General features: G+C 68.7%; 27 protein-coding genes and 2 tRNA genes. 20 read left to right on the forward strand and 9 right to left on the reverse strand.

The window, feature by feature from the left end; genetic code table 11:
• Window positions 1–183: 183 nt before the first annotated feature.
• Window positions 184–1,887, forward strand: coding sequence for an enoyl-CoA hydratase-related protein (locus Asi02nite_RS02480; protein ID WP_203710443.1), 1,704 nt, complete (start codon window positions 184–186; stop codon window positions 1,885–1,887).
• Here the strand turns inward: Asi02nite_RS02480 and Asi02nite_RS02485 are convergent.
• Window positions 1,884–2,570, reverse strand: coding sequence for an alpha/beta hydrolase (locus Asi02nite_RS02485; RefSeq protein ID WP_203710444.1), 687 nt, complete (start codon window positions 2,568–2,570; stop codon window positions 1,884–1,886). The two genes, Asi02nite_RS02480 and Asi02nite_RS02485, sit on opposite strands and share 4 nt — an antisense overlap.
• Before the next feature lie 36 nt (window positions 2,571–2,606).
• On the opposite strand from Asi02nite_RS02485, the gene Asi02nite_RS02490 reads away from it, so the two are divergent.
• On the forward strand, window positions 2,607–3,353 hold the full coding sequence (locus Asi02nite_RS02490; RefSeq protein ID WP_203710445.1) for an MBL fold metallo-hydrolase: 747 nt from the start codon (window positions 2,607–2,609) through the stop codon (window positions 3,351–3,353).
• On the opposite strand, the gene Asi02nite_RS02495 is transcribed toward Asi02nite_RS02490, so the two are convergent.
• Window positions 3,350–3,922: a dihydrofolate reductase family protein gene (locus Asi02nite_RS02495; RefSeq protein ID WP_203710446.1), complete on the reverse strand. Its 573-nt coding sequence runs from the start codon at window positions 3,920–3,922 to the stop codon at window positions 3,350–3,352. The two genes, Asi02nite_RS02490 and Asi02nite_RS02495, sit on opposite strands and share 4 nt — an antisense overlap.
• A gap of 212 nt (window positions 3,923–4,134) precedes the next feature.
• Here Asi02nite_RS02495 and Asi02nite_RS02500 point away from each other — a divergent pair, with 212 nt between their 5' ends.
• Both Asi02nite_RS02500 and Asi02nite_RS02505 read left to right on the forward strand, forming a co-directional pair.
• Window positions 4,135–4,575: a hypothetical protein gene (locus tag Asi02nite_RS02500; RefSeq protein ID WP_203710447.1), complete on the forward strand. Its 441-nt coding sequence runs from the start codon at window positions 4,135–4,137 to the stop codon at window positions 4,573–4,575.
• Between the two features lie 1,565 nt (window positions 4,576–6,140).
• Entirely contained in the window at window positions 6,141–7,895 is a 1,755-nt protein-coding gene (locus Asi02nite_RS02505; protein ID WP_203710448.1) for a GmrSD restriction endonuclease domain-containing protein, read from the forward strand.
• A 199-nt stretch (window positions 7,896–8,094) separates the two neighbouring features.
• Here Asi02nite_RS02505 and Asi02nite_RS02510 read toward each other — a convergent pair whose 3' ends face one another.
• Entirely contained in the window at window positions 8,095–8,730 is a 636-nt protein-coding gene (locus Asi02nite_RS02510; RefSeq protein ID WP_203710449.1) for a DUF6082 family protein, read from the reverse strand.
• Window positions 8,731–9,850: 1,120 nt separating this feature from the next.
• Between Asi02nite_RS02510 and Asi02nite_RS02515 the strand changes: the two genes are divergently transcribed.
• On the forward strand, window positions 9,851–10,093 hold the full coding sequence (locus Asi02nite_RS02515) for a hypothetical protein (protein ID WP_203710450.1): 243 nt from the start codon (window positions 9,851–9,853) through the stop codon (window positions 10,091–10,093).
• Entirely contained in the window at window positions 10,090–10,389 is a 300-nt protein-coding gene (locus Asi02nite_RS02520) for a hypothetical protein (protein WP_203710451.1), read from the forward strand. The genes Asi02nite_RS02515 and Asi02nite_RS02520 overlap by 4 nt, the downstream gene beginning before the upstream one ends.
• Here the strand turns inward: Asi02nite_RS02520 and Asi02nite_RS02525 are convergent.
• Both Asi02nite_RS02525 and Asi02nite_RS02530 read right to left on the reverse strand, forming a co-directional pair.
• Window positions 10,365–11,192: a protein phosphatase 2C domain-containing protein gene (locus Asi02nite_RS02525; RefSeq protein ID WP_203710452.1), complete on the reverse strand. Its 828-nt coding sequence runs from the start codon at window positions 11,190–11,192 to the stop codon at window positions 10,365–10,367. The genes Asi02nite_RS02520 and Asi02nite_RS02525 overlap by 25 nt on opposite strands.
• A complete protein-coding gene (locus Asi02nite_RS02530; RefSeq protein WP_239126418.1) occupies window positions 11,192–12,022 on the reverse strand; it encodes a sigma factor-like helix-turn-helix DNA-binding protein in 831 nt (276 codons plus the stop codon). The genes Asi02nite_RS02525 and Asi02nite_RS02530 overlap by 1 nt, the downstream gene beginning before the upstream one ends.
• Before the next feature lie 158 nt (window positions 12,023–12,180).
• On the opposite strand from Asi02nite_RS02530, the gene Asi02nite_RS02535 reads away from it, so the two are divergent.
• The 9 genes from Asi02nite_RS02535 to Asi02nite_RS02575 all read left to right on the forward strand — a co-directional run bounded on the left by Asi02nite_RS02535 (window position 12,181) and on the right by Asi02nite_RS02575 (window position 18,820).
• Window positions 12,181–12,624, forward strand: a complete 444-nt coding sequence (locus Asi02nite_RS02535; protein ID WP_373312113.1) for a hypothetical protein — start codon at window positions 12,181–12,183, stop codon at window positions 12,622–12,624.
• Between the two features lie 196 nt (window positions 12,625–12,820).
• Window positions 12,821–13,060 carry a hypothetical protein gene (locus Asi02nite_RS02540; protein ID WP_203710454.1) on the forward strand — a complete coding sequence of 80 codons (240 nt, stop codon included), beginning with the start codon at window positions 12,821–12,823 and terminating at the stop codon, window positions 13,058–13,060.
• Window positions 13,060–13,467, forward strand: coding sequence for a hypothetical protein (locus Asi02nite_RS02545; RefSeq protein ID WP_203710455.1), 408 nt, complete (start codon window positions 13,060–13,062; stop codon window positions 13,465–13,467). The genes Asi02nite_RS02540 and Asi02nite_RS02545 overlap by 1 nt, the downstream gene beginning before the upstream one ends.
• A 4-nt stretch (window positions 13,468–13,471) precedes the next feature.
• Window positions 13,472–13,741, forward strand: a complete 270-nt coding sequence (locus Asi02nite_RS02550; RefSeq protein WP_203710456.1) for a hypothetical protein — start codon at window positions 13,472–13,474, stop codon at window positions 13,739–13,741.
• On the forward strand, window positions 13,729–15,150 hold the full coding sequence (locus Asi02nite_RS02555) for an FtsK/SpoIIIE domain-containing protein (RefSeq protein WP_203710457.1): 1,422 nt from the start codon (window positions 13,729–13,731) through the stop codon (window positions 15,148–15,150). Before Asi02nite_RS02550 ends, Asi02nite_RS02555 begins: the two co-directional genes overlap by 13 nt.
• On the forward strand, window positions 15,147–15,677 hold the full coding sequence (locus Asi02nite_RS02560; protein WP_203710458.1) for a DUF2637 domain-containing protein: 531 nt from the start codon (window positions 15,147–15,149) through the stop codon (window positions 15,675–15,677). The genes Asi02nite_RS02555 and Asi02nite_RS02560 overlap by 4 nt, the downstream gene beginning before the upstream one ends.
• Entirely contained in the window at window positions 15,674–17,467 is a 1,794-nt protein-coding gene (locus tag Asi02nite_RS02565) for a replication initiator (protein ID WP_203710459.1), read from the forward strand. Before Asi02nite_RS02560 ends, Asi02nite_RS02565 begins: the two co-directional genes overlap by 4 nt.
• A 4-nt stretch (window positions 17,468–17,471) precedes the next feature.
• A complete protein-coding gene (locus tag Asi02nite_RS02570) occupies window positions 17,472–17,678 on the forward strand; it encodes a helix-turn-helix domain-containing protein (RefSeq protein WP_239126419.1) in 207 nt (68 codons plus the stop codon).
• Window positions 17,678–18,820 (forward strand): tyrosine-type recombinase/integrase, encoded by a 1,143-nt coding sequence (locus Asi02nite_RS02575; protein WP_203710461.1) that lies wholly within the window; start codon window positions 17,678–17,680, stop codon window positions 18,818–18,820. The genes Asi02nite_RS02570 and Asi02nite_RS02575 overlap by 1 nt, the downstream gene beginning before the upstream one ends.
• 93 nt (window positions 18,821–18,913) lie before the next feature.
• Here Asi02nite_RS02575 and Asi02nite_RS02580 read toward each other — a convergent pair.
• Both Asi02nite_RS02580 and Asi02nite_RS02585 read right to left on the reverse strand, forming a co-directional pair.
• Window positions 18,914–18,984 (reverse strand) — tRNA-Gly (locus Asi02nite_RS02580).
• A 44-nt stretch (window positions 18,985–19,028) separates the two neighbouring features.
• Window positions 19,029–19,799: a hypothetical protein gene (locus Asi02nite_RS02585; RefSeq protein ID WP_203710462.1), complete on the reverse strand. Its 771-nt coding sequence runs from the start codon at window positions 19,797–19,799 to the stop codon at window positions 19,029–19,031.
• A gap of 141 nt (window positions 19,800–19,940) precedes the next feature.
• On the opposite strand from Asi02nite_RS02585, the gene Asi02nite_RS02590 reads away from it, so the two are divergent.
• Complete coding sequence (locus tag Asi02nite_RS02590) at window positions 19,941–20,879, forward strand: TAXI family TRAP transporter solute-binding subunit (RefSeq protein WP_203710463.1); 939 nt, start codon at window positions 19,941–19,943, stop codon at window positions 20,877–20,879.
• Here Asi02nite_RS02590 and Asi02nite_RS02595 read toward each other — a convergent pair.
• Both Asi02nite_RS02595 and Asi02nite_RS02600 read right to left on the reverse strand, forming a co-directional pair.
• On the reverse strand, window positions 20,835–22,226 hold the full coding sequence (locus Asi02nite_RS02595; RefSeq protein WP_203710464.1) for a sensor histidine kinase: 1,392 nt from the start codon (window positions 22,224–22,226) through the stop codon (window positions 20,835–20,837). The two genes, Asi02nite_RS02590 and Asi02nite_RS02595, sit on opposite strands and share 45 nt — an antisense overlap.
• A gap of 1 nt (window position 22,227) precedes the next feature.
• Window positions 22,228–22,896: a response regulator transcription factor gene (locus tag Asi02nite_RS02600; protein ID WP_203710465.1), complete on the reverse strand. Its 669-nt coding sequence runs from the start codon at window positions 22,894–22,896 to the stop codon at window positions 22,228–22,230.
• A 288-nt stretch (window positions 22,897–23,184) separates the two neighbouring features.
• Here Asi02nite_RS02600 and Asi02nite_RS02605 point away from each other — a divergent pair.
• The 4 genes from Asi02nite_RS02605 to Asi02nite_RS02620 all read left to right on the forward strand — a co-directional run bounded on the left by Asi02nite_RS02605 (window position 23,185) and on the right by Asi02nite_RS02620 (window position 26,145).
• Window positions 23,185–23,258 (forward strand) — tRNA-Pro (locus Asi02nite_RS02605).
• An 84-nt stretch (window positions 23,259–23,342) separates the two neighbouring features.
• Window positions 23,343–24,677 (forward strand): trigger factor, encoded by a 1,335-nt coding sequence (gene tig, locus Asi02nite_RS02610; RefSeq protein ID WP_203710466.1) that lies wholly within the window; start codon window positions 23,343–23,345, stop codon window positions 24,675–24,677.
• A gap of 152 nt (window positions 24,678–24,829) precedes the next feature.
• The gene (locus Asi02nite_RS02615) at window positions 24,830–25,471 is read left to right on the forward strand and encodes an ATP-dependent Clp protease proteolytic subunit (RefSeq protein WP_203710467.1); all 642 of its coding nucleotides are present in this window, start codon (window positions 24,830–24,832) and stop codon (window positions 25,469–25,471) included.
• An 11-nt stretch (window positions 25,472–25,482) separates the two neighbouring features.
• Window positions 25,483–26,145 (forward strand): ATP-dependent Clp protease proteolytic subunit, encoded by a 663-nt coding sequence (locus Asi02nite_RS02620; RefSeq protein WP_203710468.1) that lies wholly within the window; start codon window positions 25,483–25,485, stop codon window positions 26,143–26,145.
• Window positions 26,146–26,149 lie beyond the last annotated feature (4 nt).

The raw sequence follows: 26,149 nt of genomic DNA on the forward strand, positions 1-26,149 counted from the left end.
TACGGTGGCGAGTTCGGGCAAAGCGACCCGGGCCAGTGTTAAAGGAGGGACATTTGGTCCGTTGCGCGTGACCGGAGCCGCGAGTTAATCGGGCTCGTGTCAAATCCATGGTCGGGTTGGTTCCGCCGAGACGTTGATCGTGGCCCGGTCGTCGCACTGGACGATCGGATCGGGAGTCTTGCCTTGGAGTCACGCCGCGTACAACGGGTGCTGCTGCTGTCGAACGGGTTCGGCGGCGCGACGATGGCCGCCTACTGCTGGTTGCGCGACCGCGGCATCCAGACCGCCTTCCAGCCGGCCGGCTCCGGCGCCGCGATGGTCGACGCCGATCTCTGGTACGGGCCGGACCTCATCTTCGCGCCCACCCTGACCGCCAAGGTCCCGGCCGAGCTGTTCGGCAAGGTGGTGATCAACCACCCCGGCCGGATCGGCGACCGCGGCGCGTCCTCGATCGACTGGGGACGGTGGCGCCGCGAGCGCTTCGGCGGCACGACCCTGCTGCTGGCCGCCGACGGCTGGGACACGGGCGACATCGTGCACACGACGACGTTCGCCTACCCGGCGGAGCCGGCGACCAAGAGTTGGATCTACGCGAACCCCAACCGGGCCGCCATGCTGCGCGGCCTCGCCCACCTGGTCGACGAGGTGGCGCCGACGCCGCGCCCCCTCGACTACGCGCACGCGGACGTGCTCGGCCGGTGGAACGACGTGCTGCGCCTCGGTGACGCGACGATCGACTGGTCGCTGACCGCCGACGAGGTCGTCTGGCGCGCGGCGGCCCGCGACGGCGCGCCCGGGGTGCTCGCCTCGCTGCTCGGCCAGTCGCTGCGCGTCTACGACGTGCATCCGGCCGGGCCGGCGCGCGGCGACCAGGGCGCGGTGGTCGGCTGGCTGCCGGACGGCGCGATCCGGGTCGCGACGGGGCCGGCGGGCGCCGACGGGCGGCGCGAGAGCGTATGGATCGGCTACGTCCGCGACGGCGCGTTCAAGCAGCCGGCGTCGTGGTGGTTGCGCGGCCAGCGCGGGCACTGCCCGGTATGGGAGGACGGCGCCGTGCCGTACCGACCGGTGACCACCACCCAGCGCGGGGCCGTCGCGGTGATCACCGCTTCCGCGTACAACGGCGCCTGGTCGACGTTCTTCTGCCACGCGGTCGCGGCCGCCATCGCCGCGGTGGCGCGCCGACCCGACGTGGAACAGATCGTCCTGCGCGGCGGCGGCACGGGCCCGTTCTGCAACGGCATCAACCTGAATCACGTGTACGCCGCACCGGCGGGCATGGAAGCCGAGGCGCGCGCGAACATCCGGGCGATCAACGAGGTGGCGCTGGCCCTCTTCCAGGCGCGCCGCGACGGCATCTCGGTTCTGGTGTTGTTGGACGGCGACGCCGGCGCGGGCGGCGCGTTCCTGTCGCTGTGCGCGGACGTGGCGGTCGCGGTGCCGGGCCGGACGTTCAACTACCACTACGTGGGGATGGGCGGCCTGACGGGTTCGGAGTTCCACACGCTGACGCTGCCGGGCCGCATGCCGGACGAGGTGGCCCGGGTGGGCCTGCTGCACGACTGCCTGCCCCTGAGCGCGGACCAGGCGCTGCGCCAGGGCCTGGTCGACTATCTGGCGCCGGAGGGGTTGTCGGGTCCCGATCTGACCGAGTGGGTCTATGAGCTCGCGGCCAACCACGGCCATCCGGGCAAGCAGGCCGACCGGCAGCGCTGGCGTCCACTCCCGACGGAGGCGGAGTTGGCGGAGACACAGGAGCGGGAGCTACGCCGCATCGACGCGGACTTCGCGAGCGAGGAGTTCCAGTCGGCGGTGACGAACTTCGTCTTGAAACGCGGGGGTACGGCACCGCGAGCCGCCACGGAATACCGCGGCGCGTACACCTAACCCATCTCTTGAATGATGCGGGCGACCGCGTCGGGGTCGACGAGTTGATGGAGGTGTCGGCCGCGCAGGTGCTCTGTGCGCCAGCCCCGTGCACGCGCGTCGGAGGCTTTGTCGTCGTCGGTGTCATCTCGTCCGAAGCCCAGGTAGCCGCACAGGCGGTCGTCCCATCCTGCTGGCACGGGGATGCTCTGCTCGAAGAAGGAGAGCGGAAGCCGCGGTTCCTCGGCCGCGATCCTCCGCATGGTTTCCGCGTCCGGGAACATCGGGGCGATGTCGGCCGGGTCCCACCACTGGGACCAGGGCGGCAGGTGCCCGTCCTCCGCTTTGTGGCGGACGACCTCGAGCAACGCGGGTGCGACGGCTGGGGTGGCTCCGCCGCCGCCCCGGGCGGGCAGCGAGGCGTCGACGAAGACACAGGCTCTGACGTTGTGGTCGAGGGCGTCGACGACGACGGGCATGAACCGGCCGGCGTTGCTGTGGGCGACCAGCACGACCTCGGTCCCGGCCGGCATGGCTTCGACGGCAGCGGCGGTTGCCTCGGCGACCAGCGGCCAGAAGGGCGGCTCGGCGTGCTGAAGATGAAGAAACGACGGCACGACGGCATCGGGCAGCCTGCGCGCGACGGGTGCCCAGGTCGAGGGGCCGACCAACGGGCTGTGGAGCAGTACGTAGGCGACACTCACCGCCGCCATTCTGCCCGGGTCTGACACAGTGGGTCGATGCTTGATCAGGTGGCCGACGGGGTCTGGGTACGCCAGAGCGAATGGGTCTGGAGCAACGCGGTCGTGGTGCGCGGAGAGTCGGGTTTGATCCTGGTCGACCCCGGCATCGCGGGCGCGGACCTGACCGCGCTCGCCGACGACGTGGACCGACTGGGCCTCCCGGTGGTCGCCGGCTTCTCCACCCACCCGCACTGGGACCACCTGCTCTGGCACGCCCGGTTCGGGGAGGTGCCCCGCTACGCGACGGCCGCCAACGTCGCGCTCGCCCGCGAAGCCCGGGAGCGCGCGCAGCAGATGGCTTCCGAGAGCGCGCCCGGCGTCCCGCTGGACCTGATCGGCCTCCTCACCCCGCTGCCGGCGGACGGCGGCCCCGTCCCGGGCGAGATCATCGAGCACGAGGCCCACGCGGTCGGCCACGCCGCGCTCCTCCTGGCGGACCGCGGCGTGCTCGTCGCCGGCGACATGCTTTCGGATGTGTTGATCCCGCTCCTCGACGCCCGCCGCCCGGGTCAGGTGGACGCTTACGAGAGGGCCCTCGACCGCCTGAGCGAGGCGGCCCGCGACGTCGACGTCCTGATCCCGGGCCACGGCGCGGTCGCCCGGGGCGCCGAGGTAGCGGCGCGGTTGGTTGCGGACCGCGCCTACATCGACGCGCTACGCCAGGACACGGAGTCGTCGGACGCGCGCCTGGCCCAGGAAGGGCTGGCGGGCCCGCACCAGTCGAACGTCCGGCAGGCTCGCTAGCGCCGGGTCTCGTACCTGGTCAGGGTTATCCCGCCGGCGAACGTGCGGGTCTCCACCAGGCTCAGGTTCACCCAGTTGTCGAGGGCCGTGAAGAACGGCGTGCCGCCACCCACGAGGACCGGATGGGTGATGATCGCGTACTCGTCGATCAGCCCGTGGCGCATGGCGGTGGCGGCGAGTGTGGCGCCGCACATATCGATGGGGCGACCGTCCTCGGCCTTGAGCCGCCTGATCTCGGCGACCGCGTCACCGGTGACCAGCCGGGTGTTCCAGTCGACCGGGCGGGTGGTCGAGGAGAACACGACCTTAGGCATGCCTCGCCACCGCTTGGCGAACTCGACGTGCGCGGCCGTGGCACCCGGCTGCTGGTCGGCGGTCGGCCAGTGGGAGCTCATGTTCTCCCAGATCTTGCGCCCGTACAAGGCGGTGCCGGTAGCCGCCACGCGATCGGACCACCACTGAAACACCTCATCACTCGGCACACTCCACCCAAGATCATCACCGTGCGTGGTGGTGTAGCCGTCCAGGCTCACGTTCATAGCGAAGGCCAGTTTCCGGTGCGCCGCCATCCGATAGCTCCCTAATCGCCGGCGGCCCGCTCTGGCCGCCTCTCGCCTGCTCTACGAACGACGCGCCCCAGATCCGACGCGGCGCCAGAAGAATTCATGCGGAACCTCCACCACTCGGACGGCGCACCGGGTTCGGCCAGTCCAGGCCACCCGGTGTCAGTCATCGCGGCCCATTGCAGGTTCGCTTGGCGGTCGTAGTTCACCATGGCATCGTGCTGAAGCAGTGGAGGAACGGATCCGGTCGATGGAGCGTGTGGCGGGTGGGCCGCCGCCGTCTCGCCTGGCGTCCCCGGTTCCCCCAGCCCGCCTGGCTCGACGGCTGGAGCGGGTCCCACGGACCCTTCGAGATCATCCTGCTGGCCATCATCCTGGTCCTGACTATCGGCCATGTGCTCAACTGGCTTGCCGCGCTGCTCGCGACGGCAGTGGTATGGCCCTACAGAACGGTGTCCGGCCGCTGGTTGGTCGTTGCCTACCCGCTTGAATCCCACCCTGGGGTGGATGACCGGGGCAGCGACCGTCCACATCAGCGGCGGGTAAATGGCCACTCAGCGGCGACGGCATTGACTCATCAGTGGGCGAGAGACATCGAGCAGTTCGGCGGCCCTCGAGAGCCGCTCCACGACGAGGCTTCCGCCGGGCTCGGCACCTGATTTGCCGTTTGTCCGGCTCGCCCGCTGGCCGACCGCCTGTGCTGTCACCCTTGACCGTCCACCGCGAAGAGCGAGACCTCGCCCTCGGTGGCCGGCTGGTCCGCCTTGATCGCGTCGACGCGGGCAGCGACCAATGGAACGTGGGGTCCGGGGCTCGGCCCCGGAGGTCAGCATGCGGAACCTCTCTTGACCGCGCGAAGCGTGGGCAAAAGAGGTGGAGCGGGCGACGGGAATCGAACCCGCACCGTCAGTTTGGAAGACGTCAACCGGCCAGGTCGCTGAGCGCGAAAGTGCAGCTCAGCGGCCTGGTCGTGATGTCCGTGGGCGACCTCTGACGACCCCTTGTGGCACGGTCTACTGGCACGCGGATGGCACGGCGATCTTCGTTCTTCCCCCACACCCTCGGCCGGCGGCGGGATCTCCTCGGTCGGGCAGGTTCAACCCTGCGCGGGGTTCTCCGGTCGGGTCAAGGCTCGCCGAAGGCGACCGCGAAGCGGCTCGGCCTTGGCGCGGCCGGAGGTTCCCGTGTAGCCGTCCCGGTGCACGACCGAGGAGATCCCATGAAGAGGCTGATCTCCGAGTAGGGCCGGGGTCCGGGGCGGCGCCCCGGGATCACTCGTCTCGGCGCAGGCGACGAACGGCATCGGACCGCTCTCCTTCAAAGAGAAGGCTGCCAGGGTCAGAGGCCGGCCGGCGCGCGCGGCGGGCCGAAGGTCCAGAGCGCAGTGCCGGGCCGGCGCGCCGCGCTTCGCGCGGCGCCTTGATTCTGTAGAGGAAATTTCGGCAACGACTCGACGTTCGTGGTCTTTAGCCACTAGCGAGTGTGGTGGTCTTGTGCCGACGCGACGCGCAGAACCGAGCCGGATGGATCGCCTGTTGGCATGCGACGGGCCTACGCTTGGGAAGGCTTGTTTACGTACGCCCCGTTCAGCGAGGCTTGAGTTGGGCGAGGGGCCGAGGCCTCTGACGAGCCATGGAAGAGTTGGCCGCGCTACCGGGGCCTCGGAGGAAGTCTCCTGCTCTGCGCGCGGCCCGGTCGGGTCACGGACCACTCTCCGCCGCGCCGTTCGACCTAGCAAACGCGGTAGCAGCCAGTCGCTTACAAAGTCCTCAGCAGTGTTCTCGAATTGGGCGAGACCAGCGAGGACGGCGCATGCCGCGCCTGAGAGGCATGCAACATGAAACTCGGCGTCGTCGCCTTTGGTCTCCCGCGCCTGACTCGTCGCGGGCAACTCCGACCGGCCGAAGAGTCCGCGGCCACCGCGGATATGAACGAGCCGCCCGGATCCCTGACGCGCTTGCCACCGGTGCAGCAGGTCCCGTCGTGCGGCACCCGACCGGGTGCCTCTTCTCGGCTCCACGCGGAGCCGGTGCACCGCGCGCCCGTTGCCGCTGTGTCAGTTCAGGTCGAATGCTTTCGCGCTATCTCCATTGCCGCGCAACCGTTGTCAGCATCCAGACCCTTTCTTCCACATTCCCGACGTCTCCGGTACGTTGCATGCATACGACACACGCCGCATGGGCCCGTCGCATGCCGTGCGGCGGCCACGCTTGGAAGGCTCTAGATGAGTGAATTGACGAGCTACCCGATCCGGAAGATTCTAGATCAGGTTTATGCCGGGCAGATTCGTATACCAGCATTCCAGCGAGGATTCGTGTGGGACGCGGCTCATGTCGCCCATTTTCTGGACAGCATCTATAAGGGCTATCCGTTCGGTTCGTTGCTGCTATGGCTCACCCAGGAACGTCTCACCTCCGAGCGCGACCTAGGTCCTTTTGAATTGCCAAATCCGCACGAAAAGTATCCCACCTCATATGTCTTGGATGGACAGCAGCGCGTCACATCGCTGTTTGTCTCCTTTCAAACGGAGTTCGAGGCACCCAAAGACCCAAGCTGGCGTTCGGTCTACTTTGATCTATCGGCGCCGGACACTGCGCAGCAATCGCAGTTTGTGGCCTTGAAGCCCTCCGAAGTGGATCCGGACGCGCATTTCCCGCTAAGTTCGCTGTTCGACTCCGTTGCATATCGCAAGGCTTCATCGCGCTTTATCGGCGAAAGGGAGATCAGGGCCGTCGATAAACTCCATAGCGTATTCAAGGAGGCACAAATTCCGATCCAGACGATGGAGACGGAAGATCGAGCGACGGTTGCAATTGTATTCGAGCGCATCAACCGTATGGGTGTTGCCCTCACTACGCTCGAACTGTTGTCTGCCTGGACCTGGAGCGAGCAATTTGACCTGCGCAATGAGCTTGAAACCCTCCAAGAGGAGCTCGAAGACTTCGCCTTCGGAGATATCGGCGCCGATCCCAATCTCGTCCTCCGCTGTTGTGCGGCAATCCTGAAATCAGATCCATCAATCGACGTCTTAATGAAACTTGACGGTGATGACGTTCGGGACAACTTTGACCGAGTACAAAACGGCATCAAGGGCGCCGTTGAATTTCTGCAGAAACAGCTTCACGTCGCTACATTGCGGACGCTGCCATATCCGCTCTTGCTGGTTCCTTTGTCGGTCTACTTCGCCGTACCTGGTAACTCGCTCCGCGTGACACCCGAACACGAGGTTCGTACGCTGAAGCGCTGGTTCTGGCGGTCCTGCTTCGCTGAAAGGTACTCAGGCCAGACCGTGCGTGCGGCGCGAGCTGACATTCACGAGATGGCGCTCTTGCGAGATGGAATACCAAATGTGCTGGGCGACTTTACGGCTAACGTTAGTCCGATATTTTTCCTGTATAACGACTTCCGCCCCGCAACCGCTAAGACTGCTACTTTTGTCAACCTCCTGGCGCAGCTTGGCCCGCGAAGTTTTATTTCGGGGAATCGAGTGGATCTCGAAAAAGTGCTTCAAGCTTATAATCGAGCCGAGTTCCATCACATGTACCCAAAAGCTTATGTGCAAAAGAATGCCGAACAGTGGCGCTCAAACTTCGTGAACTCGCTCGCCAACTTCTGCTTCCTCTCCCGAGCCGACAATAATAAGATCCGCGCGCAGTCGCCGCAAGACTATCGAAAATTGATGCCCTCAAGTGAGTCATCTGTGAGGACAATTCTCGCCACTGCCGCAGCAGGTGAATGGCTATTTACAGCGGGTTTTGATGATTTTGTTGGCACAAGGGCGGTTACGCTTACGAAGATAGCGAAGACTTTGATTGAAAAGGGCTATGTGGATGTGGGAGACGTGACGAGTGCTATCTCCGCGACAATCGCAAAGAGAGAAGCCTGGGACCCGCGCTATGCTGTGAGGCAGCGACTCCGCCGCAACACGGAGCAGCAGACTCTGATTGATGCCCCTGGGGATCAACCGAGACTCTTGTAGGCGCCCCGAGGCCGAGACGAGTGGAGCACATGGTTAGGAATGAAGTGCGTTCAAGGTCGTGACACGCGGCGTACCAGTAGAAGCTTCGGCTCTGGAGTTGGCAAGCCGGTTCCCCGCCGTGTTGGCCTCGCGCCCTTAGGACTTGCTGCCGACGTTCAACGCTGTTCGTGCCCAAATGCACCCTAGGATTCCTCGTGCATTACGGCTTCGGCTCCGGCATCCGACTTGATAGGGGCTCCTCGCTTGCGCACTCAGGCTTGTTTTGAGTCAGCCATTCTCTATAGGCCTTCTCTATAATCCCGTCAAACTTACGAAGCCTTCCGTGGTTAGCCTCCGCACGCCAAGGGGCGACCCTCACCCACCACTGCCGGCCCATTTCGGTCGAAAACAGTGTGTCCCTCAAAAGCACCCTCATTTCGTTATTCGAAAAATCGCCCACTAGCCAGCCCGAGCACCAGAACGTTGTCAACAGATTGATGTAGGTCTGCTGCTTAGCCTCCTCGTGGCTAAAGTCAGATTTCTCGCCCAGGCACTGCATCAATGACGGGTCATCCATCGCCATCTTCATCAGAGTGAGGTGGTGTTGCCGCATGCTGTACTGGGCACTTAGCTGGGTCTGCCGCCTTTGCAGAATGAAGGTCGCCACGACGCCGGCAAGAGCCACGGCTGAGATGATCGCGGATACGGAACCGTATGCCTGACCGATGAAGGAAAGGCGCTCCCAGTCACGCTCGTCTCCTCCAAGCAACCCAAAGAGGAACGGCAACTGGATAAGCCCGAGGGCAAACAGGAACACCATGGAAGCAACTGCCGTCAATCGCACATACTTCGACACATCCCAATGCTAGCGGCAAGCAGGCAAGGTCACTGTCCCTCGCCATCCCGTCTGCCGTCGACCCGCCCTCCTGGGGAGCGGGCTGCCGCCTGGCTCGCCACGTCAAGCGGACCTTGACGCACGGTCGGAGGCTGGCGGCCCGGGTGGTGGTCTGCTCGGCTCGCCCGGGTCGCCGGCTGGCGGATGGCCGCGCGGAACCACCCGGACCGCAAGGCGCCGACGAAGCCCCGGCCATCCCGGAGCCCGAGCGCCCCCGCCGGAGGCGCAGTAGCCGCCATCCCGCACGGCGCGCAGCTGCGGCGGGTCGACCGCGACCAGGCCGTCACGTCAAGCCCTCTTGTTCCCGTCGTCAGGGCCGCCGCTGTCTCGGTGCGGGTGCGGGCCGTAGCCCGGCGGGCTTGCCCCTGCCCGGCCGACGCCGAGTTTAGGTGGCGGCCGGGCTGGGGTGGAGGTTTGTTCCACCCGCGCGGGCCGGCTTTCGCGCCTCGGTGCGCCGCGTCAGCGGCGCCTTGATTAAGTACGGAAGCTCGGCATTGGGAGCCATCCTGAGCTTGGCTTGGCTGACGCCAAACCAGCCCACCTACAGCTCTTCGTCCTCCGTGACCCGGTTGGCTCGGCGGGACTGCCACTCTCGAACGTCAGTGGTCTTCCAGACGCGTCCGACGGTGAGGTGGGCGATGGGTGCTGGGAAGTCGGGCGGTCGACTAGTACGGCGACGCGCTGGCGTGAAACTCCGAGATAGTCGGCTATCTCTGCCGCAGCCATGACTTCCTCCATGACGCGGACCCTCCGGCTGGCGTGGTTGTCGATCTGCCAACCGGGGGGTTGTCTACTAGACAACCGTATGCCAGCGTGGAGGCATGCGCTTACGGAACGCAACGAAACCTGTACCCGCTGCCCCGCGTCATCGGCGGTCCTGGCGGAGTTGGTGGCGTCGGTGTACCTGTGGGTTGCCGGCGCCGTGTGTGGATCGGCTGACGGCTGGGACCGCTCCGGTTGAGCCGCGCCCGTGGGTGGCGCCGTCGTCGGTCGTTGCTGGTCGGCCGGCTTGGGATGATCCGACGACGCCGACGCTGCGGCTGACCCTCGGTCAGGAGATGCGCAGCAACGGGTGGCGGCGGTGACTGAGCCGATGTTCCGCCATTGCTACACCCGTCCGACCTGGACGTGCGTCGTTGATGGCGATGAGTGGCCGTGCGCGAGCGCGAAATCTGAGCTGCGGCACCAGTTCGGCGTGCGTGGGCGGGTCTTCATGGACTACTTCCTCAACCGGCTCCGCGAGGCTCGTCTGGACCTGCCGGACGAAGACGACTGGCTGTTGGTCAAGCGGTTCGTCCTGTGGTCGCCTGAGGACCACCGATGACGCAGCAACCGATCCTGCTTCATCGGCCTGGCGGCTCGCTCTGGCTCTGCATCCTTTGCGGCTACGACTGGCCGTGTGGGCAGGCGCGGGTGGAGCTGGCGGAGGAGTTCCGCGACGACTTTCCCGGGCTGGCCGTCTACCTGGCCGCGCAACTGCACGCGGCGATGGATGACCTCATGGGCGGCCCGGACGTGACCGCGGCGGGTTTGACGAATCGCTTCCTCGGCTGGGCTCGGCCGCTGCGGTACGCGCAGTGGCACTGCGGCCCGTGTCAGCCCGCCAGGTCGGTCAAGTAGGCGATTGTCGCGTCGTCGTGGGTCTTCCCGCGCGGCCACTGCTTCCCGTCGGGGTCCTTGCGTTCGGCGTCGCGGACGCGGTTGATGACCTCGGTCGGGCCGTCGGTGGAGAGCAGGCGAAGCACCTCGGACCAGTCGGCGAGGTGGAACCGGTCGGCGATCCGGCTCGCGCCGTCGCTGAGCAGCGCCGCCGATGTCATCTCCCGGACCGGCACGCTTCCGGTCAGGGCTTCCGCTGCCGCGCTCGGGTTGTCGGCGGCTACCCAGAACCCGCCTGGTTGGTTGCGGTGGGCGCGCAGTGCCTCGACGTACGTGCGTCGGGCCGCGTCGTGCTCCGGGGTGTCGTTCGCCGCGTTGTCCATCGCGCTCCGGTAGCGGCGACCGACGATCGCCTCACGGTCGTCGCTGACCACTAGGGGCTCCCCATCGACCAGGTCGAGAACGAGCACGGAGTCGGCGAGGACGAGATAGTCGACGTGCGGGCCGGCAAGCCTGAGTAGGACGACGGTGGCCGACGGGCTGCTCGGGTCCGCGACGTCACAGGTAGCGCGGTGTGCGTCGGCGACCGAACCGATGCCGGCCGCCAGAACGTCGCGGAGATCCGGTGCCCCGTCCGTGCTCAGCAGGTCGACAAGGGCGCCGCCTAGTCGTCGGGTGAACCAGGCGACACCATGGTGACAGGTCGAGCGCGTGCCGGACAGGCCGGCGCCGTCGAGGAGGATGGCCGCGCCCGGGATCGCGGCGGCGAAGTCCTCGTTGGGATGGTCGTCCTTCGCGGGGCTCGTGGCCAGGGCTGCGCGCATCAGGTCTCCTCGAACCGCGTAAACGGGGTCCGGAGCTCGACTCGACGGGGCTCGTTGGTGTCGGGGTCGTACTCCGTCTCCACCAGCACTGAGAAGTTGTCGGTCTTGACCGCCGCGTACAGCTCGGCGAGCCGGGAGCAGATCAGCTCCACCACTCCCAGCGAACCGGGCGGGTGGATACCCGTGAAGATCATGACAGATCCTTGGCCATCCGGCCGGGGGAGCCGACCGAGGTACGCGACGTCGCTGTTCGTCGGTGGCGTCTGGTCCTGTCCCGACCGGTAGACGGTGCCGGTCGCGCGGTCGACCAGTGTCCACGGACCGTCGGCGGCCCGCTCGAACTGGAGCGTCGGGTCCTGTGCCAGCACTGCGGCGACCGTGTCGGAGATCCTGGGGCCGGAAATCACGATCAGTGACGGGCGGTTGAGGTCGACGGCGCCGTCAACGCCGACGTGCTCGAACTCGGCAGACAAGCCCATCGACCGGGCTAGCTCGCCGAGCCGCTGGGCGCCGGCTACGTCCTCGATGGCGACCACGGGCCGGGATCGGATGGCCTCGCGCTTGAGTGGCGTGATGATCGTGACTGTGCCGGAGCCGAGGAATGCGCCCTCGGGAGCAGGTGCGGCCTGGCGGATCTGATGGATTCGCCCGCGGGTCAAGCCGACCCGCTGCGCGATGTCCGCATAGGACAGTCCGTCGTTGTGCAGCTCTTGGATGACGCGCCGCCGTAGCCGCGCGAGTTCGGTGATCTCTTCCTGGGCGGTGGACATCCGCTCGGTGGCCTGGCGAAGCAGTTCGAACGGGTCCCGCAGCCGCCCGATGCGGTCCACTTCGTCCGACATATGCGTCCTCGTAATATGTGAATGGCTGTCTAGCCCCCTTGACGGTGTTCAACATACCGCCCTACCGTTCTGTCTATCCCCCTATACATCTCAGCACAGCCAATTCGGGCGACCCGTCCAGGGGGCTAGACAGTCAGGAGAAGCGAGTGATCCAGAACATCCAGGTGCCGGCACCGATGGAGTTCGTGTTCCCGGCCGGTCTGCTCGGTCTGCGGGTGGAGGCGGTGACGGACTTCGACAAGCGCGGCCAGGGCGACGACCAGGCGCGCGACAAGAACACCGGTGAGCGGCTATGGCAGGTCGTAGCCGTCGACCTCGACCCCGAGGCGGGGAAGTTCGGCCGCCCGACCGAGGTGAAAGTGAAGATCGCCGCGCCGGTTCAGCCGGTGCTTCCGGAGTCGGCGATGCCGGGCTACCCGCCCGCGATCGAGTTCACCGACCTGGTGCTCACGCCGTACGTCGATTCCCAGCGGTGCAAGGGCGCCGGCTCCGGTGCCCACAGGTGCCGGGCTCGGTTGGCGTACTCGATCCGCGCGGGTGCCGTGATCGCGCCGCAGGGTGTCGCCCGTGGTCGCAAGGGCGCCGCTTGATCCATGTCGCACGTCGGGGCGGGTCCTCCTGCCAAGAACGATCCCGCCCCGACGCCTCAACAAACCCTCTCGAAAGGGAAAGGGCAGTCATGTCAAGGCTAGTCGAGCTATCCCGGGCGCTAACGGAGCTATGGCGGGCGTGCGCGAGCTGCGGCCTGCTGTTCCCCGGCGCCCCCGGCCAGACCCGGTGCGTGTCATGCGGCGGGTGGTCGTGATGCGCGCCTCCAACCTGCGCCGGATCGCCGCCGAACAGGCCGCGCTCCTGCGGACCCTGCGCACCGCGACGCCATCACCCGCGAAGGTCACCGGGATCTGGTGCCAGTCGTGCCGGCGCTGGCGCAAGCCCTCGAAGTTCGCCGGCTCCTCGGCCCACTGCACCACGTGTACGGCGATCGTCGCCGCGCTGGCACGTCGCGTCCGCGAGCGGAGGGTCTGATGCGTACCCATCGCCGCACCGTCTCGGTCCTCGCCGGACCCGGCATCGCTGCCGCCCGCGCCGTCTACCTCATGGTTCCCGCCGACGCGGTGCGGGTGGCCGCGCTGGTGGAGATCTCCGCCGCTGCCGCCGCGCTGGCCCGGACCGTGGTCAAGCTCCGCCACCTCGACCCGGACCTGATCGCACCGCACGTGTCCGACCGGGTTGACCTGCGTGCGGTCCTCGGCCGTGGCCAGTGGCTACCGACCATGGTCCGGCACGTGCCGGCGCCACCGTCCGGGCCGGTCGACCTCGCGACCCTCGTGCCGGCCGTGCTGCCGTCCCGTCCGGTCCGTCGGCAGGTTCGCCGCCGCGTCGTCGCACCCGGGCAAGGCTCGCTGTTCACCGCGACCGGTGGGAAGGGGTAGGGCCGTGGCGCTGCGCATCACCGACACCCTGATCACCTCCACCACGCCGGGCTGCGATTCGACCGCTCACCTGCGCGACGGCGCCTGGCAGGTGACCAGCCACCCCGGGCGGCGGTTCAACCGCAACCAGGCCATCACCGCGATGACCCTCGCCGAGGTCTACGCGGCCAACCCACCGCGAGAGCACCGGATCTGGCTGCATGTGACCGGCTGGCGCCGCGAACTCGGCCTCGGCGACGACGATCCGCGGGCAGGTGCGCCGTGCCGTTCGTGAACGTCATCCGGGGACAGGAGATCCCCGACGCGCCGCTGAACGTCCGCACCCCGGTCGTACGCATCCCGCTGTGGCTGGCCGTCGCCTGGTGGTGCCTGCGCAAGCTCGGCCGGCTCGCCGTGGTCTACGTCCGCTACTGGTGGGCCACCCTGCCGGCGACCGGCCTCGGCTGGCTCTACCTCGAGCACGGCTGGCTCGGCGTCGTCGTCCCGATCGGCGGCCTCGCCCTGGTCCTCACCGGCTGGGCGTTCGCCTCCCCGGCGTCGTGGCTGCGGTTCGGCTGGTGGCCGGTCAAGGGCCGGCTGCGTCGCTGGCAGTACCGCCGCGTCTGGCATCCCGCCATGGCTACTGCCCGGCTCACCGTCTCCTGGGACGACCACACGATCCTGCCCGTCATCAAACGGGTCCGGTGCACCGCTGGCGCCGACACGGTGACGGTACGGATGGTGCGCGGGCAGATCCCCGACGACTACGCCAAGGTGAGCGAACGGCTCGCGCACACCTTCGGCGTCCGCGAGGTCAAGGTCGCACCCGGCACCCGCCCGGACCTGGTCGCGCTCACCCTGACGCGTGGCGACCCGCTCGCCCAGCTCGTACCGCCGCTGCCCGTGCCGGCCGTGCCGGACTTCACCCGCCTCGCGGTCGGGCTGCGTGAGGACGGGCGGCCGTTCACGCTGCGGCTGCTCGGCTCTCAGCTCCTGCTCGCCGGCGCCACCGACGCCGGGAAGGGCTCGGGGATCTGGTCTCTGATCGCCGCGCTGTCCGGCGGGATCGCCTCCGGTGTCGTGCAGGTGTGGGCGTTCGACCCCAAGGGCGGCATGGAGCTGTCCGTCGGTCGTCCGCTGTTCCACCGGTTCGCCTGCGACGACTTCCCCGCCATGGCCGACATGCTCGAAGAGGCCGTCAAGACCATGCGGGAGCGGACCGGCCGGCTGCGCGGGATCACCCGTCAGCACACCCCGACCGCCGATGAGCCGCTGATCCTGATCGTCATTGACGAGCTGGCGAACCTGACCTCGTACCTGACCGACCGGCACCTCAAGGACCGGATCAAGGCGGCCCTGTCGGTCCTGCTCTCCCAAGGCCGCGCCGTCGGCGTCCACGTCCTGGCGTGCTTGCAGGACCCGCGTAAAGAGGTGCTGCCGTTCCGGAACCTGTTCCCGACCCGAATCGCGCTGCGGCTGTCCGAGGACACCGAGGTCGACCTGGTTCTCAACGACGGGACACGCGACCGCGGTGCCCTCTGCGACCGCATCCCTAAGAGCCTGCCCGGCATCGCCTACGTCCTACTCGACGGCGACCCCACACCCATGCGGGTGCGGTTCTCCTACTGGAGCGACGACGACATCGCCGAACTCGCCCACACCTACGGCCGGCTCCGCGTCGTGGACGGCGGTGAGGTCGCATGACCACCCACACGGCCGGCGCCCGTCTGGAAGGCATCGCCCTGGTCCTGATCCTGCTCACCGTCGCCGGGTTCGCGGGCGCGGCCTCGTTCACCCACGTCAAAGACTGGACCCTGGCCAACTCGCCGCCCGGCACCGGGCAGTGGTTCGGCTGGGCCAACGCCGTCATCTCCGAACTACTGCCCACCGCCGCCGCCCTCGACATCCGACGTCGACGCCGGACCGGCCAACCGATCGGCTACCCGGCAACGGTCCTCGCCGCCGCCGTCCTGCTCTCCCTGGCCGCGCAGCTCGCCGTGGCGAAACCGTCCGCGTCCGGCTGGCTCCTCTCGGCCGTGCCGGCGCTGGCGTTCCTCGCGCTGACCAAGCTCGTCCTCTCGACCAAGCCAGCCGACCCGCAACCCAAGACGGCCGGCCCGATCGACGCCGACGACCACCCCGTCACCGACCCGGCGCGACCGGCCGCGCTCGTGCCGGTCCCGGCGACGGCGTTCACCCGCGTCAACAGCGCCTCGGCGGTGCATCGATGACGGCACCTACCCTCGCACCCCTGGTCCCGGCCGAAACCGCCACAGCGGCGCCTCGGCCGGGCTCCCGGGCCGCCCGAATGGCCCTCCCGCGCGCAATCGACACACTCAAACAGCTCGCCACCGACCACGGCGTCTGCACCCGCCCGGTCCTGCTACGCCGCACCAACCTGACCACCGGCCTGACCGAGGTCGTCGAGCTGCCCTGCGGCGCCACCCGGGAAGACAAATGCCCGGCCTGCGCCACCCGCGCGAAACGCCTGCGGCAGGTCCAGATCCGGGAAGGCTGGCACCGCACCAGCGAACCGGCACCCGGACCGGACCCGGCCACCCCGCAACAACGGGCGCTCATCGAGCTACGCGCGCACCTCGAACTCGAACGCGCGCAAGCCGAACTCACCTCCCGCTGGGAACGGGTCGCCGAGATCGACCAGGCCATCACCGAGGCAGAACACGCCATCTCCGCCGAGGGCCTACGCGGCACCCTCACCCCGCACGCGGGCGCCGACGACGACCAGGGCGACGCGCCGCGCCGGGTCCGGTCCACCAAACGCCGCGAGGACGTGCCGGACCTGCCCCGCCGTCGCGTCGAGCCGCGCACCGTCGGCCGCGTCTACACCGCACCCGACGGCGCCACCTACCAACCGTCGATGTGGCTCACCCTCACCCTCGACTCCTACGGCCCGGTCCACGCTGTACGCCGCGCGTCCGGTGGAAAGCCGATCCCGTGTGCCTGCAAGCGCGTGCACGCCGACGACGACCCGGTCATCGGCACCCCGGTCGACCCGGACCGCTACGACTACCGCCGCGCCGCCTGGGACGCCGTGCACTTCCCCCGGCTCCTCGACCGGTTCTGGCAGAACCTGCGCCGTGCGGAGGGATGGAACGTCCAGTACGCAGGATGCGTCGAGCCGCAACGCCGACTCGCGCCACACGCGCACTTCGCGATCCGCGGGACGATCCCGCGCGCCATGCTGCTCACGGTCGCTGCCGCGACCTATCACCAGGTGTGGTGGCCGGCGGCCGGCGAACTCGTCTACCAACCCGACCGGGCACCGGTCTGGGACCCGGACCGAACCGGCTGGGTCGACCCCGACACCCGCGCGCCGTTGGCCGCCTGGGTCGACGCGCTCGATGCCCTCGACGCCGACCCGGACGCCACCCCCGCGCACGTGGTCCGCTTCGGGGAGCAGGTCAACGCCAAGGGCGTCAACGGCGGGACCCGCGACGCCGAACGCACCATCGGCTACATCACCAAGTACCTGACCAAGAACGCCGCTGACTGCCACGCCGAGACCACCGACCCGCAACGCCGACACGCCGACCGGCTCTGGCGACAGCTCCGCGTCACCCCGTGCTCGGACCGGTGCGCGAACTGGCTCCTCTACGGCATCCAGCCCAAGAACGCGCACGACAAGCTACGACCCGGCAACTGCAAGAGCAAAGTCCACCAACGGTCCACATTGGGCATCGGCGGCCGACGCATCCTCGTCTCCCGCGACTGGTCCGGCAAGACCCTCGCCGACCACCGCGCCGACGCGCACGCCTGGGTCAAATCCCTCCTCGGCATCACCGACACGCCCGACCCGGACGACCCGGAACAGGCGGCGCCGGTCGCCTGGGAACTCGCCCGGCCCGACGACCCCGACGTGCCACCTCTCCAACATCGGATCCTGCGCGCTGTCGCTCAACGCATCCAACGAAGACAGCAACTCGACGCGGCTCGGCAACTCGCCGGGACCGGACCGCCGGGACATCAGACAGCGGGCGAGAGCGGCGGCGCCCATGGATGAACTCATGACAACGGAGGAGGTCGCGAAAGTGCTCCACACGTCCGAACGGCTGATCAGACGGTTGGTCGCCGAGAGACGCATCGCCTACGTCAAGGTCGGTCGAGCGGTCCGGTTCGAACCGAGTGCCGTCGTCGCCTACGTCGAGGCGAACCGGTTTCCGCCGACGTCCCGGGCGCAACTGCGCGCGATGGTCCTCGGTGAGGCAGCCTGATGGCCGCGCAGAAGGGTCGACGCCGGTTCGGCAGCGTTCGGAAGCTCCCGTCTGGTCAGTTCCAGGCGCGCTACCTCGGCCCCGACGGCATCCAGCGCACCGCCCCGAACACCTTCGCCACCCGCCCCAAGGCAGAGAAGTGGTTGACGGTCAAGGAATCGGAGGTGATCAAGGGGGAGTGGACGGCACCGGAGGCGGCTGAGATCACCGTGGCGGTCTACGGCCGGCGCTGGATCGAGCATCGCAAGCTGGCCCCGACGACCCGCGAGCGGTACGAAGACCTGTTCCGCCTCTACGTCGAACCGCATCTCGGCAAGCTCGCCCTCGGCGCGGTCTACCCGGCGACGATCCGGTCCTGGCGAGCCGCGCTGCTCGACGGTGGCTGCACCGAGCCGCAAGCGGTCAAGGCGTACACGATGCTCCGAGCGATCTTCATGACGGCGGTCAGGGACGACGAGATCCTTCCGAAGAACCCGTGCCGTGTCCGTGGCTTCGACACCTACCACACGCCCGAGCGTCCGACCGCGACCGTCGACCAGGTCCACGCGCTCGCCGACGCCATGCCGGCGCGCTTCAAGGCGCTGATCATCGTGGCCGCGTTCTCCGGGCTCCGCTGGGGCGAGCTGGCGGCCCTCCGCCGTAGTGACGTCGATCTCGACGCCAAGACCGTCCGGGTGCACCGGAAGCTCGCGGCGCTGCGGACCGGTATGGCGTTCGGTCCGCCGAAGACCAAGGCGGGCGTCCGCACGGTCGCTCTGCCCGGGGCAGCGGCAGCCGCGCTACGCGCTCACCTGAAAGCGGGATTCGTACCCGATGACGTCGAGTCGCTGATCTTCACCGGCGAGAAAGGTGCCCTGCTGCGTTCCGGCAACTTCCTGCGGGCGACCCGGTGGGCGGAAGCGACCAAGGCTGCGGGCCTCGGCGACGGCTTCCACTTCCACGATCTCCGCCATACCGGCAACACCCTCGCGGCGGCGTCCGGCGCCAGCACGCGCGAACTGATGAACCGACTCGGCCAGTCGAGCATGCGGGCGGCCCTCGGCTACCAACACGCGGTCGCCGAGCGGGACCGCGAGATCGCGGACGCCATGGACAAGCGAATCAGGCGGGCTGGCACGAGGAAGAAGTCCCGCAAAAGCTAGTGGCATGCGAATGGCACGCAAGATCCAAAACCATAGTGAGCGTCAACCTGACGAGACCGAGAAACAGGCTCTGACCTGCATCGGAATGAAGAGAGCGGGCGACGGGAATCGAACCCGCACCGTCAGTTTGGAAGACTGAAGCTCTGCCATTGAGCTACGCCCGCGAGCATGCGCCCCCGGCGCACACCTCGACAGACTACTGGTTCCCTCACGATGCCACGCGGAGTGGGGGTGTGGCGATCTCCAGCAGCGGCGCGTCCGTCGTCATCGACGTCACGGAGACCTGCAGGCAACCCGGTCGCGTCCGGATCGACGCCGTCGCCCCCAGCAACCTGGCGCTGCGCACCAGGACCGCGGCCATCTCCTGGTCCGCCAACCGCACCCCGAAGACGCCCCCGCGGCGTTGCCGCCCCGCCGCCAGCGACGCCGCCTGCCAGGCCCGGCGGGCCAGCGCCTCCCGCCGTGCGTTGTGTGGCGACGACGCGCCCACCGGGTCCGTGCGGAGCAGGAAGTGGCGGCCCTGCCGCCAACCCAAGGTCAACTGCTGCACCAGCAGCGTCCACGCCACCGGCGGGGTCGTCACCTGGTGCACGAAGTACTGCCGCCGGCCGCCGCCCACCAGCGTCGCCCACGTCGCGGCGACGCCTAGGTCGGCCAGCAGCTTCGAGAGTCGTTCCGCGGCCTCCGGCTGGTTGAACTCCGCCAGGACGGGTCGCGGCGCCGCGCCGGTCGATGCCGGCGCGGCGCCGGGGCTCGGCGGCGTCGTGTCGCCCCCCGACAGGAAGGACGCTCCGCGTGCCAGCGTCCCGATCGCGCCGCCGAACCCGGGTCCGGGTGCCGGCCCGGACCCGAACCCGAACTCGTGACCCGCACCGGCGAAACCCGCCAACGGACGCTGCGGTCCGGTGCCGGCCGAGCGGCCCACGCCCGTACAACGGATGAGGCAGGCCGCTTCGAAGATCGCGGGTAGTGAACGCATGGCCGTGTCACCGGTGCCTTCGCGCTGCATGGCCATCGTCATCGCCTCCGCAATCAGCGTGGCGGCTCTGGCCTGTCAGGGGGATGCGCGAGCCCCTTACTTGAGGAAAACTTGCGCTCCGTGCGGACGGGAACGAGAGCGGTGACGGCCAGGCGTGCCGGGTCGGCCCTGCTCGTGCTCCTGCTGGTCGCCGCGGGCGTCTACGGCGAGGGCAACCCGCCCGTTTCCCACATCAGGATCGCCACCGGCAGCCCGACCGCCGTCTACTACGCGTTCGGCCGGGCCCTCGGGCAGCTCATCGACGACAACCTCCCGGACACCGAGGCCGAGGTCCTGGTCACCGCGGCTTCTGCGGAAAATGTCCAACTTGTCGAGAACAAGGAGGCCGAGATCGGCTTCACCCAGGCCGACATCCTCGTCACCGGCACCGCACCACCCGACCCACGTGTACGCGCGCTCGCCCGCGTCTACGAGGATCTCCTGCACCTGGTCGTGCCCAGCGACTCGCCCATCCGCAACCTGAAGGACCTGCGCGGCAAGACCGTCGCCACCGGCGCGCCCGGTTCCGGCACCGAGATCACCGTCGGCCGGCTCCTCGACGTGGCGGACCTCGGCAAGGACGAGCCCGACGCGATCCAGGCCCGCAAGTGGGGTCTCGACCAGTCGGCCGAAGCCCTCAAGGACGGCCACATCGACGCCTTCTTCTTCTCGGGCGGCCTGCCGGTGCAGGCGATCGAGGACCTCGACGACACCCTCGGCATCCGGATCGTCGACCTCGGCGAGTGGGTCGTGCCGATGCGCGAGGCCTATTCGACCGTGTACGTGCAGCGCGAGGTCAACGACTCCGTCTACGACCTCCCGGCGGTCAGCACCCTCGCCGTGCCGAACTTCCTGGTCGTCCCGACCGACATGCCCGACCCCGTCGCGTACGACCTGACCCGGCTCCTGATGGAGCAGCACGCGGCGCTGGCCCGGGCCCACCCGGCGGGGGAGCGGTTCGACGTCCGCTCGGCGATCGGCACGATGCCGGTGCCCCTACACCCGGGTGCCGCCCGGTACTTCCGCTCGGTGAAGCCGTAGCGCCACCCTGGCCTCGAGCCCGCGCGGCCGCATCGGGGCGAGCCGCAGGAAGCCGCCCGAGCCCTCGATGAGCACGGTCGCGATCGACAGCCCGAGCCCGGCGCCGTCGACGTTCTGGGTGTTGGGCGCCCGCCAGAACCGCCGGGTCGCCAGCCGGCACTGCTCGGCGGTCAGCCCCGGCCCGTCGTCGCGCACCGTGACCACCGCCCGGCCGCCCTGCGTGCCCACCGCGACCTCGACGTGCCCGCCGGCGCCCGCGAACTTCAGGCCGTTGTCGATCAACGCGTCCAGCGCCTGGTCGAGCGCGGTGTCGGCGGCGAGCGCGCAGACCGGCGTGGGCAGCACGGCGGCGGTCAGGGACACACCGCGCTGCACCGCGAGCGGCAGCCACGCGGCGACCCGCGCCTGGACCGAGGCGCCCACGTCGACCACGATCGGCGGCGTCCGGTCCCACTCGGCGCGGGCCAGCGCGAGCAGGCTGTCCAGCACCCGGGTCAGCCGGTCCGACTCCTCCAGCGCCAGGTGGTGCTCGACCCGGTCGTCCGTCGGCAGCATGTCGCCCAGGCCCTCGACCCGCAGCCGCAGCACGGTCAGCGGGTTGCGCAACTGGTGGCTGGCGTGCGCGACGAACAGCCGCTGCCGTTCCAGGGCGTCGGAGACCGTGTCCGCCATCTCGTTGAAGCTCGTCGTGAGCCGGCGCAGCTCCGGCGGGCCGAGCGCGTGCGGCACGCGGGCGGTGCTGTCACCGGCGGTGATCTCGTGTACGGCGGTGTCCAGCGACAGCACGGGCCGCAGCACCCACTGGGCCAGCCGGACGGCCACGAACATCGCGCCGGCCAGCGCCACCAGGCCCACGACGCCGAGCACCACCCAGGCGAACAGCATCGTGCCGCGGGCCCGCTCGGTCGACGAGATGGTCAGCACGCTGCCGAGCACCGCGCCGCCCTCGTAGACCGGCACCGCCACCAGCAGCGGGGCCTCCCGCCAGGGCACGACGTTGACCGGCGCGCTGACCTGCCGCCCGGCGAGGGCCCCGCGCACGACGGCGTCGGTGTCGAGGCCTTCGCGCTGCCCGGCCCGCGTCACGACCTGCTTGTTCTGGTCGAAGACGATCACCGCGATGCCGTACAGGTCGTGGTAGCGGTCGAGCTCCGCGGTGACCGGCTTCAGCTCGCCGTTGCGCATGGCGGGCGCGACCAGCGCGGCGAACCGGGTCGCGTCGGCCAGCCGGTCGGCGAGCAGCGCCTGCGTGGTGCGCCCGCTCATCACCAGCCCCAGCGGCACCTCCAGGGCCAGGAGGACCAGACAGAGCAGCAGCAGGTACGTGGAGACGAGCCGGCGCCGCACGTCACTCGGCCTGGAGCTCGGCCTGGAGCCGGTAACCGACGCCGCGCACGGTGCGGACCAGGTCGGGGTGGCCGAGCTTGGCCCGCAGGGAGGCGATGTGCACCTCCAGCGTATGCCGGCCCGACCAGGTGGTCTGCCACACGTCGAGCAGGATCCGCTCGCGGGTGACGGCGACCCCGGGCTGGCGGGCGAGCGAGGCCAGGATGTCGAACTCCTTGCGGGTCAACGTGACCGGCTTGGCGTCGACGCTGACCTCGCGGGCCGTGAAGTCGATCCGCAGCGGCCCGATCTCGCGGGTCTGCCGCGCGGCGACACCGCGGGCGGCCCGCCGCAGCAGCGCCTCGATCCGGAGCTGGAGCTCGGCCATCGAGAACGGCTTGACCACGTAGTCGTCGGCGCCGACCCGGAACCCGTTGACCTTGTCGCGCTCGTCGGAGCGGGCGGTCACGGCGATGATGGCCAGATTGTCGTCCCTGTTCCGTAACGCCCGGCACACGTCGATGCCGTCGCCGTCGGGCAGGCTGAGGTCGAGCAGCACCAGGTCGCAGGGCGCGGCCTCGACCGCGGCTTTCGCGGTCGCGGCGTGCTCCACCTGATAGCCACGGCGCACCAGCATCGACTTCATGACCGACGCCACCCGCAGGTCGTCCTCGACGAGCAGAATGCGCATGGCTCCGCTCCCTCCCCAGGACGATTTCCGCGCATCGTACCGGTGATAAAAGGGAGTCGAACAGGCGCGGACGTGGCAGCGAAGCGCAGCGAATGACCGCAGAGCGGGTGGCCGCGGCAGCGGCCAGGTGCGCGAGGACCCTCGAACAAGGTGTCCGGCGGGAGCGACGGTCGTGCCCCCGACGGACCCGGGCAATAGGTTTTGGCTGTTTTGTCCGTCACCCGCCCTACAGGAACGGGACGCCGGGCGCGGACAGTGCGCGGCTACCGCATAGACTTCGGTTCGCCACGGGGTGTGGCGCAGCTTGGTAGCGCACTCGCTTTGGGAGCGAGGGGCCGTGGGTTCAAATCCCGCCACCCCGACTGGGACCACCGGGGATGGTCCAGCTCGTCGCGCCTACACTCGATGGGCTGAACACCCCAAGACATTTTCCGAGGAGTACGCCTGTGAAGAGCACCGTCGAGACCCTGAGCCCGACCCGGGTGCGGCTCGCCATCGAGGTGCCGTTCGTCGAGCTCGAGCCGAGCCTGCGCAAGGCGTACCGGGAGATCGCCCAGCAGGTGACCGTGCCCGGTTTCCGTAAGGGCAAGGTGCCGTCGGCCGTCATCGACCAGCGGGTCGGCCGTGGCGCCGTGCTCAACGAGGCCGTCCAGGAGGCGATCCCGGAGAACATCGTCGCCGCCGTCCGGGAGCACGACGTGAAGACGCTGGGCCGCCCCGAGGTGGAGATCACCGGGTTCGGCGACGGCGAGCCGTTGAAGTTCACCGCCGAGATCGACGTCCGGCCCGAGATCACGCTGCCCGACCTGACCACCATCGAGGTGACGGTCGACGAGCTGCAGATCGGCGACAACGAGATCGACAGCCAGGTCGAGGCGCTGCGCGAGCGGTTCGCGACGCTCAAGACGGTCGAGCGGCCGGCGCAGGACGACGACTACGTCCAGATCGACATGAAGGCCACCGTCGACGGCGAAGAGGTGCCGGGCGGCTCCGCCACCAACATCTCCCACGAGGTCGGCAGCAAGCAGCTGCTCCCGGGCCTCGACGAGGTGCTGGTCGGCCTCTCCGCGGGCGACGAGACCTCGTTCAGCACGCAGCTCGTCGGCGGCGACTTCGCCGGCCGCGACGCCGACGTCGCGGTCACCGTGCGCACCGTCAAGGAGAAGCAGCTCCCGGCGCTGGACGACGAGTTCGCCCAGCTCGCCAGCGAGTTCGACACCCTCGACGAGCTGCGCGAGGACCTGCGCAAGCGGGTCACCCAGGGCAAGCAGGTCGAGCAGATCTACGCGGCCCGGGACAAGGCGCTCAAGCAGGTCGTCGAGGCCGCCGAGGTGCCGGCGCCGGAAGGCGTGGTGAAGGAGGAGGTCGACCACCGCAAGCAGGCGATGGCCGACCAGCTCGAGCGCATCGGCGCCTCGTTCGAGGAATACCTCGCCGCCGAGGAGAAGACCGAGGAGGAGATCGACACCGAGCTGGCCGACGCGGCCACCGAGGGCGTCAAGATCCAGCTCGTGCTCGACACCCTCGCCGACGCCGAGGACGTGCAGGTCTCCGACGACGAGTTCGGCCACGAGATCATGCACCGCGCGCAGCGCGCCGGGATGCAGCCGCAGCAGTACTACGACCAGCTCGTCCGCTCGGGTGCCGCCGGCGCGGTGTTCGGCGACGTCCGGCGCGGCAAGGCGCTGACGCTGGTGATGGAGCGGGTCAAGATCACCGACTCGGCCGGCAACCCGATCAGCCTGGACCAGGTGCGCGAGGTCACCGAGCACAACCACTGAGTCCGCCCTGAGCGAACACGCTCTCGGGCGGGAAGTCAGTGCCGTGGCTTGCGGTTAATGTCGGGCGTAAGCACTACGGTCCTCAGGCTCCGGGACGCCCGGCGGCATCCCGAAGCCTTGCGGTCACGAACGGAAACGAGCGAGAGGCTGCCATGACCGATCTGCATATTCCAGCGACGCCCATCCGGGCGCACGAGGCGCGCGGCGACCAGCTCGCCGGCGGGCTCGACGACTCGGTCTACAACCGGCTGCTCAAGGAGCGCATCATCTTCCTGGGCAGTGAGGTTACCGACCAGGTGGCCAACCGCATCTGTGCGCAGCTGCTGCTGCTGGCCGCGGAGGACCCGGGCCGGGACATCAACCTGTGGATCAACTCGCCGGGTGGCTCCGTCTACTCCGGCATGGCGATCTACGACACGATGCAGTTCATCGACAACGACGTCTCCACGGTCGCGATGGGCATGGCCGCTTCCATGGGCCAGCTCCTGCTCTGCGCCGGCACCAAGGGCAAGCGCTACGCCCTGCCGCACGCGCGGATCATGATGCACCAGCCGTCCGGCGGCATGGGCGGCACCGCGTCCGACATCGCGATCCAGGCCGAGCAGATGCTCTACACCAAGCGGATGTTCCAGGAGCGGGTCGCCTTCCACACCGGCCAGTCGCAGGACCAGATCGAGGCCGACTCCGACCGCGACCGCTGGTTCACGGCGCAGGAGGCCAAGGACTACGGATTCATCGACAAGGTGATCACCGGAGCCGCACAGGTTCCGGAAGGCGCCGGGACTCTGGGCTGAGGAGGCCAACCATGACTGATCTGACGCTGCCTCCGCAGTTCGCTCCGGTGCACAACCGCTACGTGCTGCCCTCGTTCGTCGAGCGCACCTCGTACGGCATCAAGGAGTCGAACCCCTACAACAAGCTGTTCGAGGACCGCATCATCTTCCTCGGCGTCCAGGTCGACGACGCGTCGGCCAACGACGTGATGGCACAGCTGTTGACGCTCGAGGGCACCGACCCCGACCGCGACATCATCATGTACATCAACTCGCCCGGTGGCTCCTTCACCGCGATGACGGCGATCTACGACACCATGCAGTACGTCCGTCCGGACATCCAGACGGTCTGCCTGGGTCAGGCGGCCTCGGCCGCGGCCGTGCTGCTCGGTGCCGGCACCCCGGGCAAGCGGATGGCGCTGCCGAACTCGCGGATCATCATCCACCAGCCGGCCACCGAGGGCGGCTACGGGCAGGGCTCCGACATCGAGATCCAGGCGCGGGAGATCCTGCGCATGCGGTCGCAGATGGAGGAGATCATCTCCCGGCACTCGGGCCGGCCGCGCGAGCAGGTCTCCCGGGACGTCGACCGTGACAAGATCATGACGGCCGACGAAGCGCGCGAGTACGGGTTGGTCGACACGATCCTCACCAGCCGCAAGAAGGGCCTGCTGGCGGCCGCCGCGGCGAGCTGACAAC

Source organism: Asanoa siamensis, assembly GCF_016862555.1.
Lineage (GTDB): Bacteria > Actinomycetota > Actinomycetes > Mycobacteriales > Micromonosporaceae > Asanoa > Asanoa siamensis.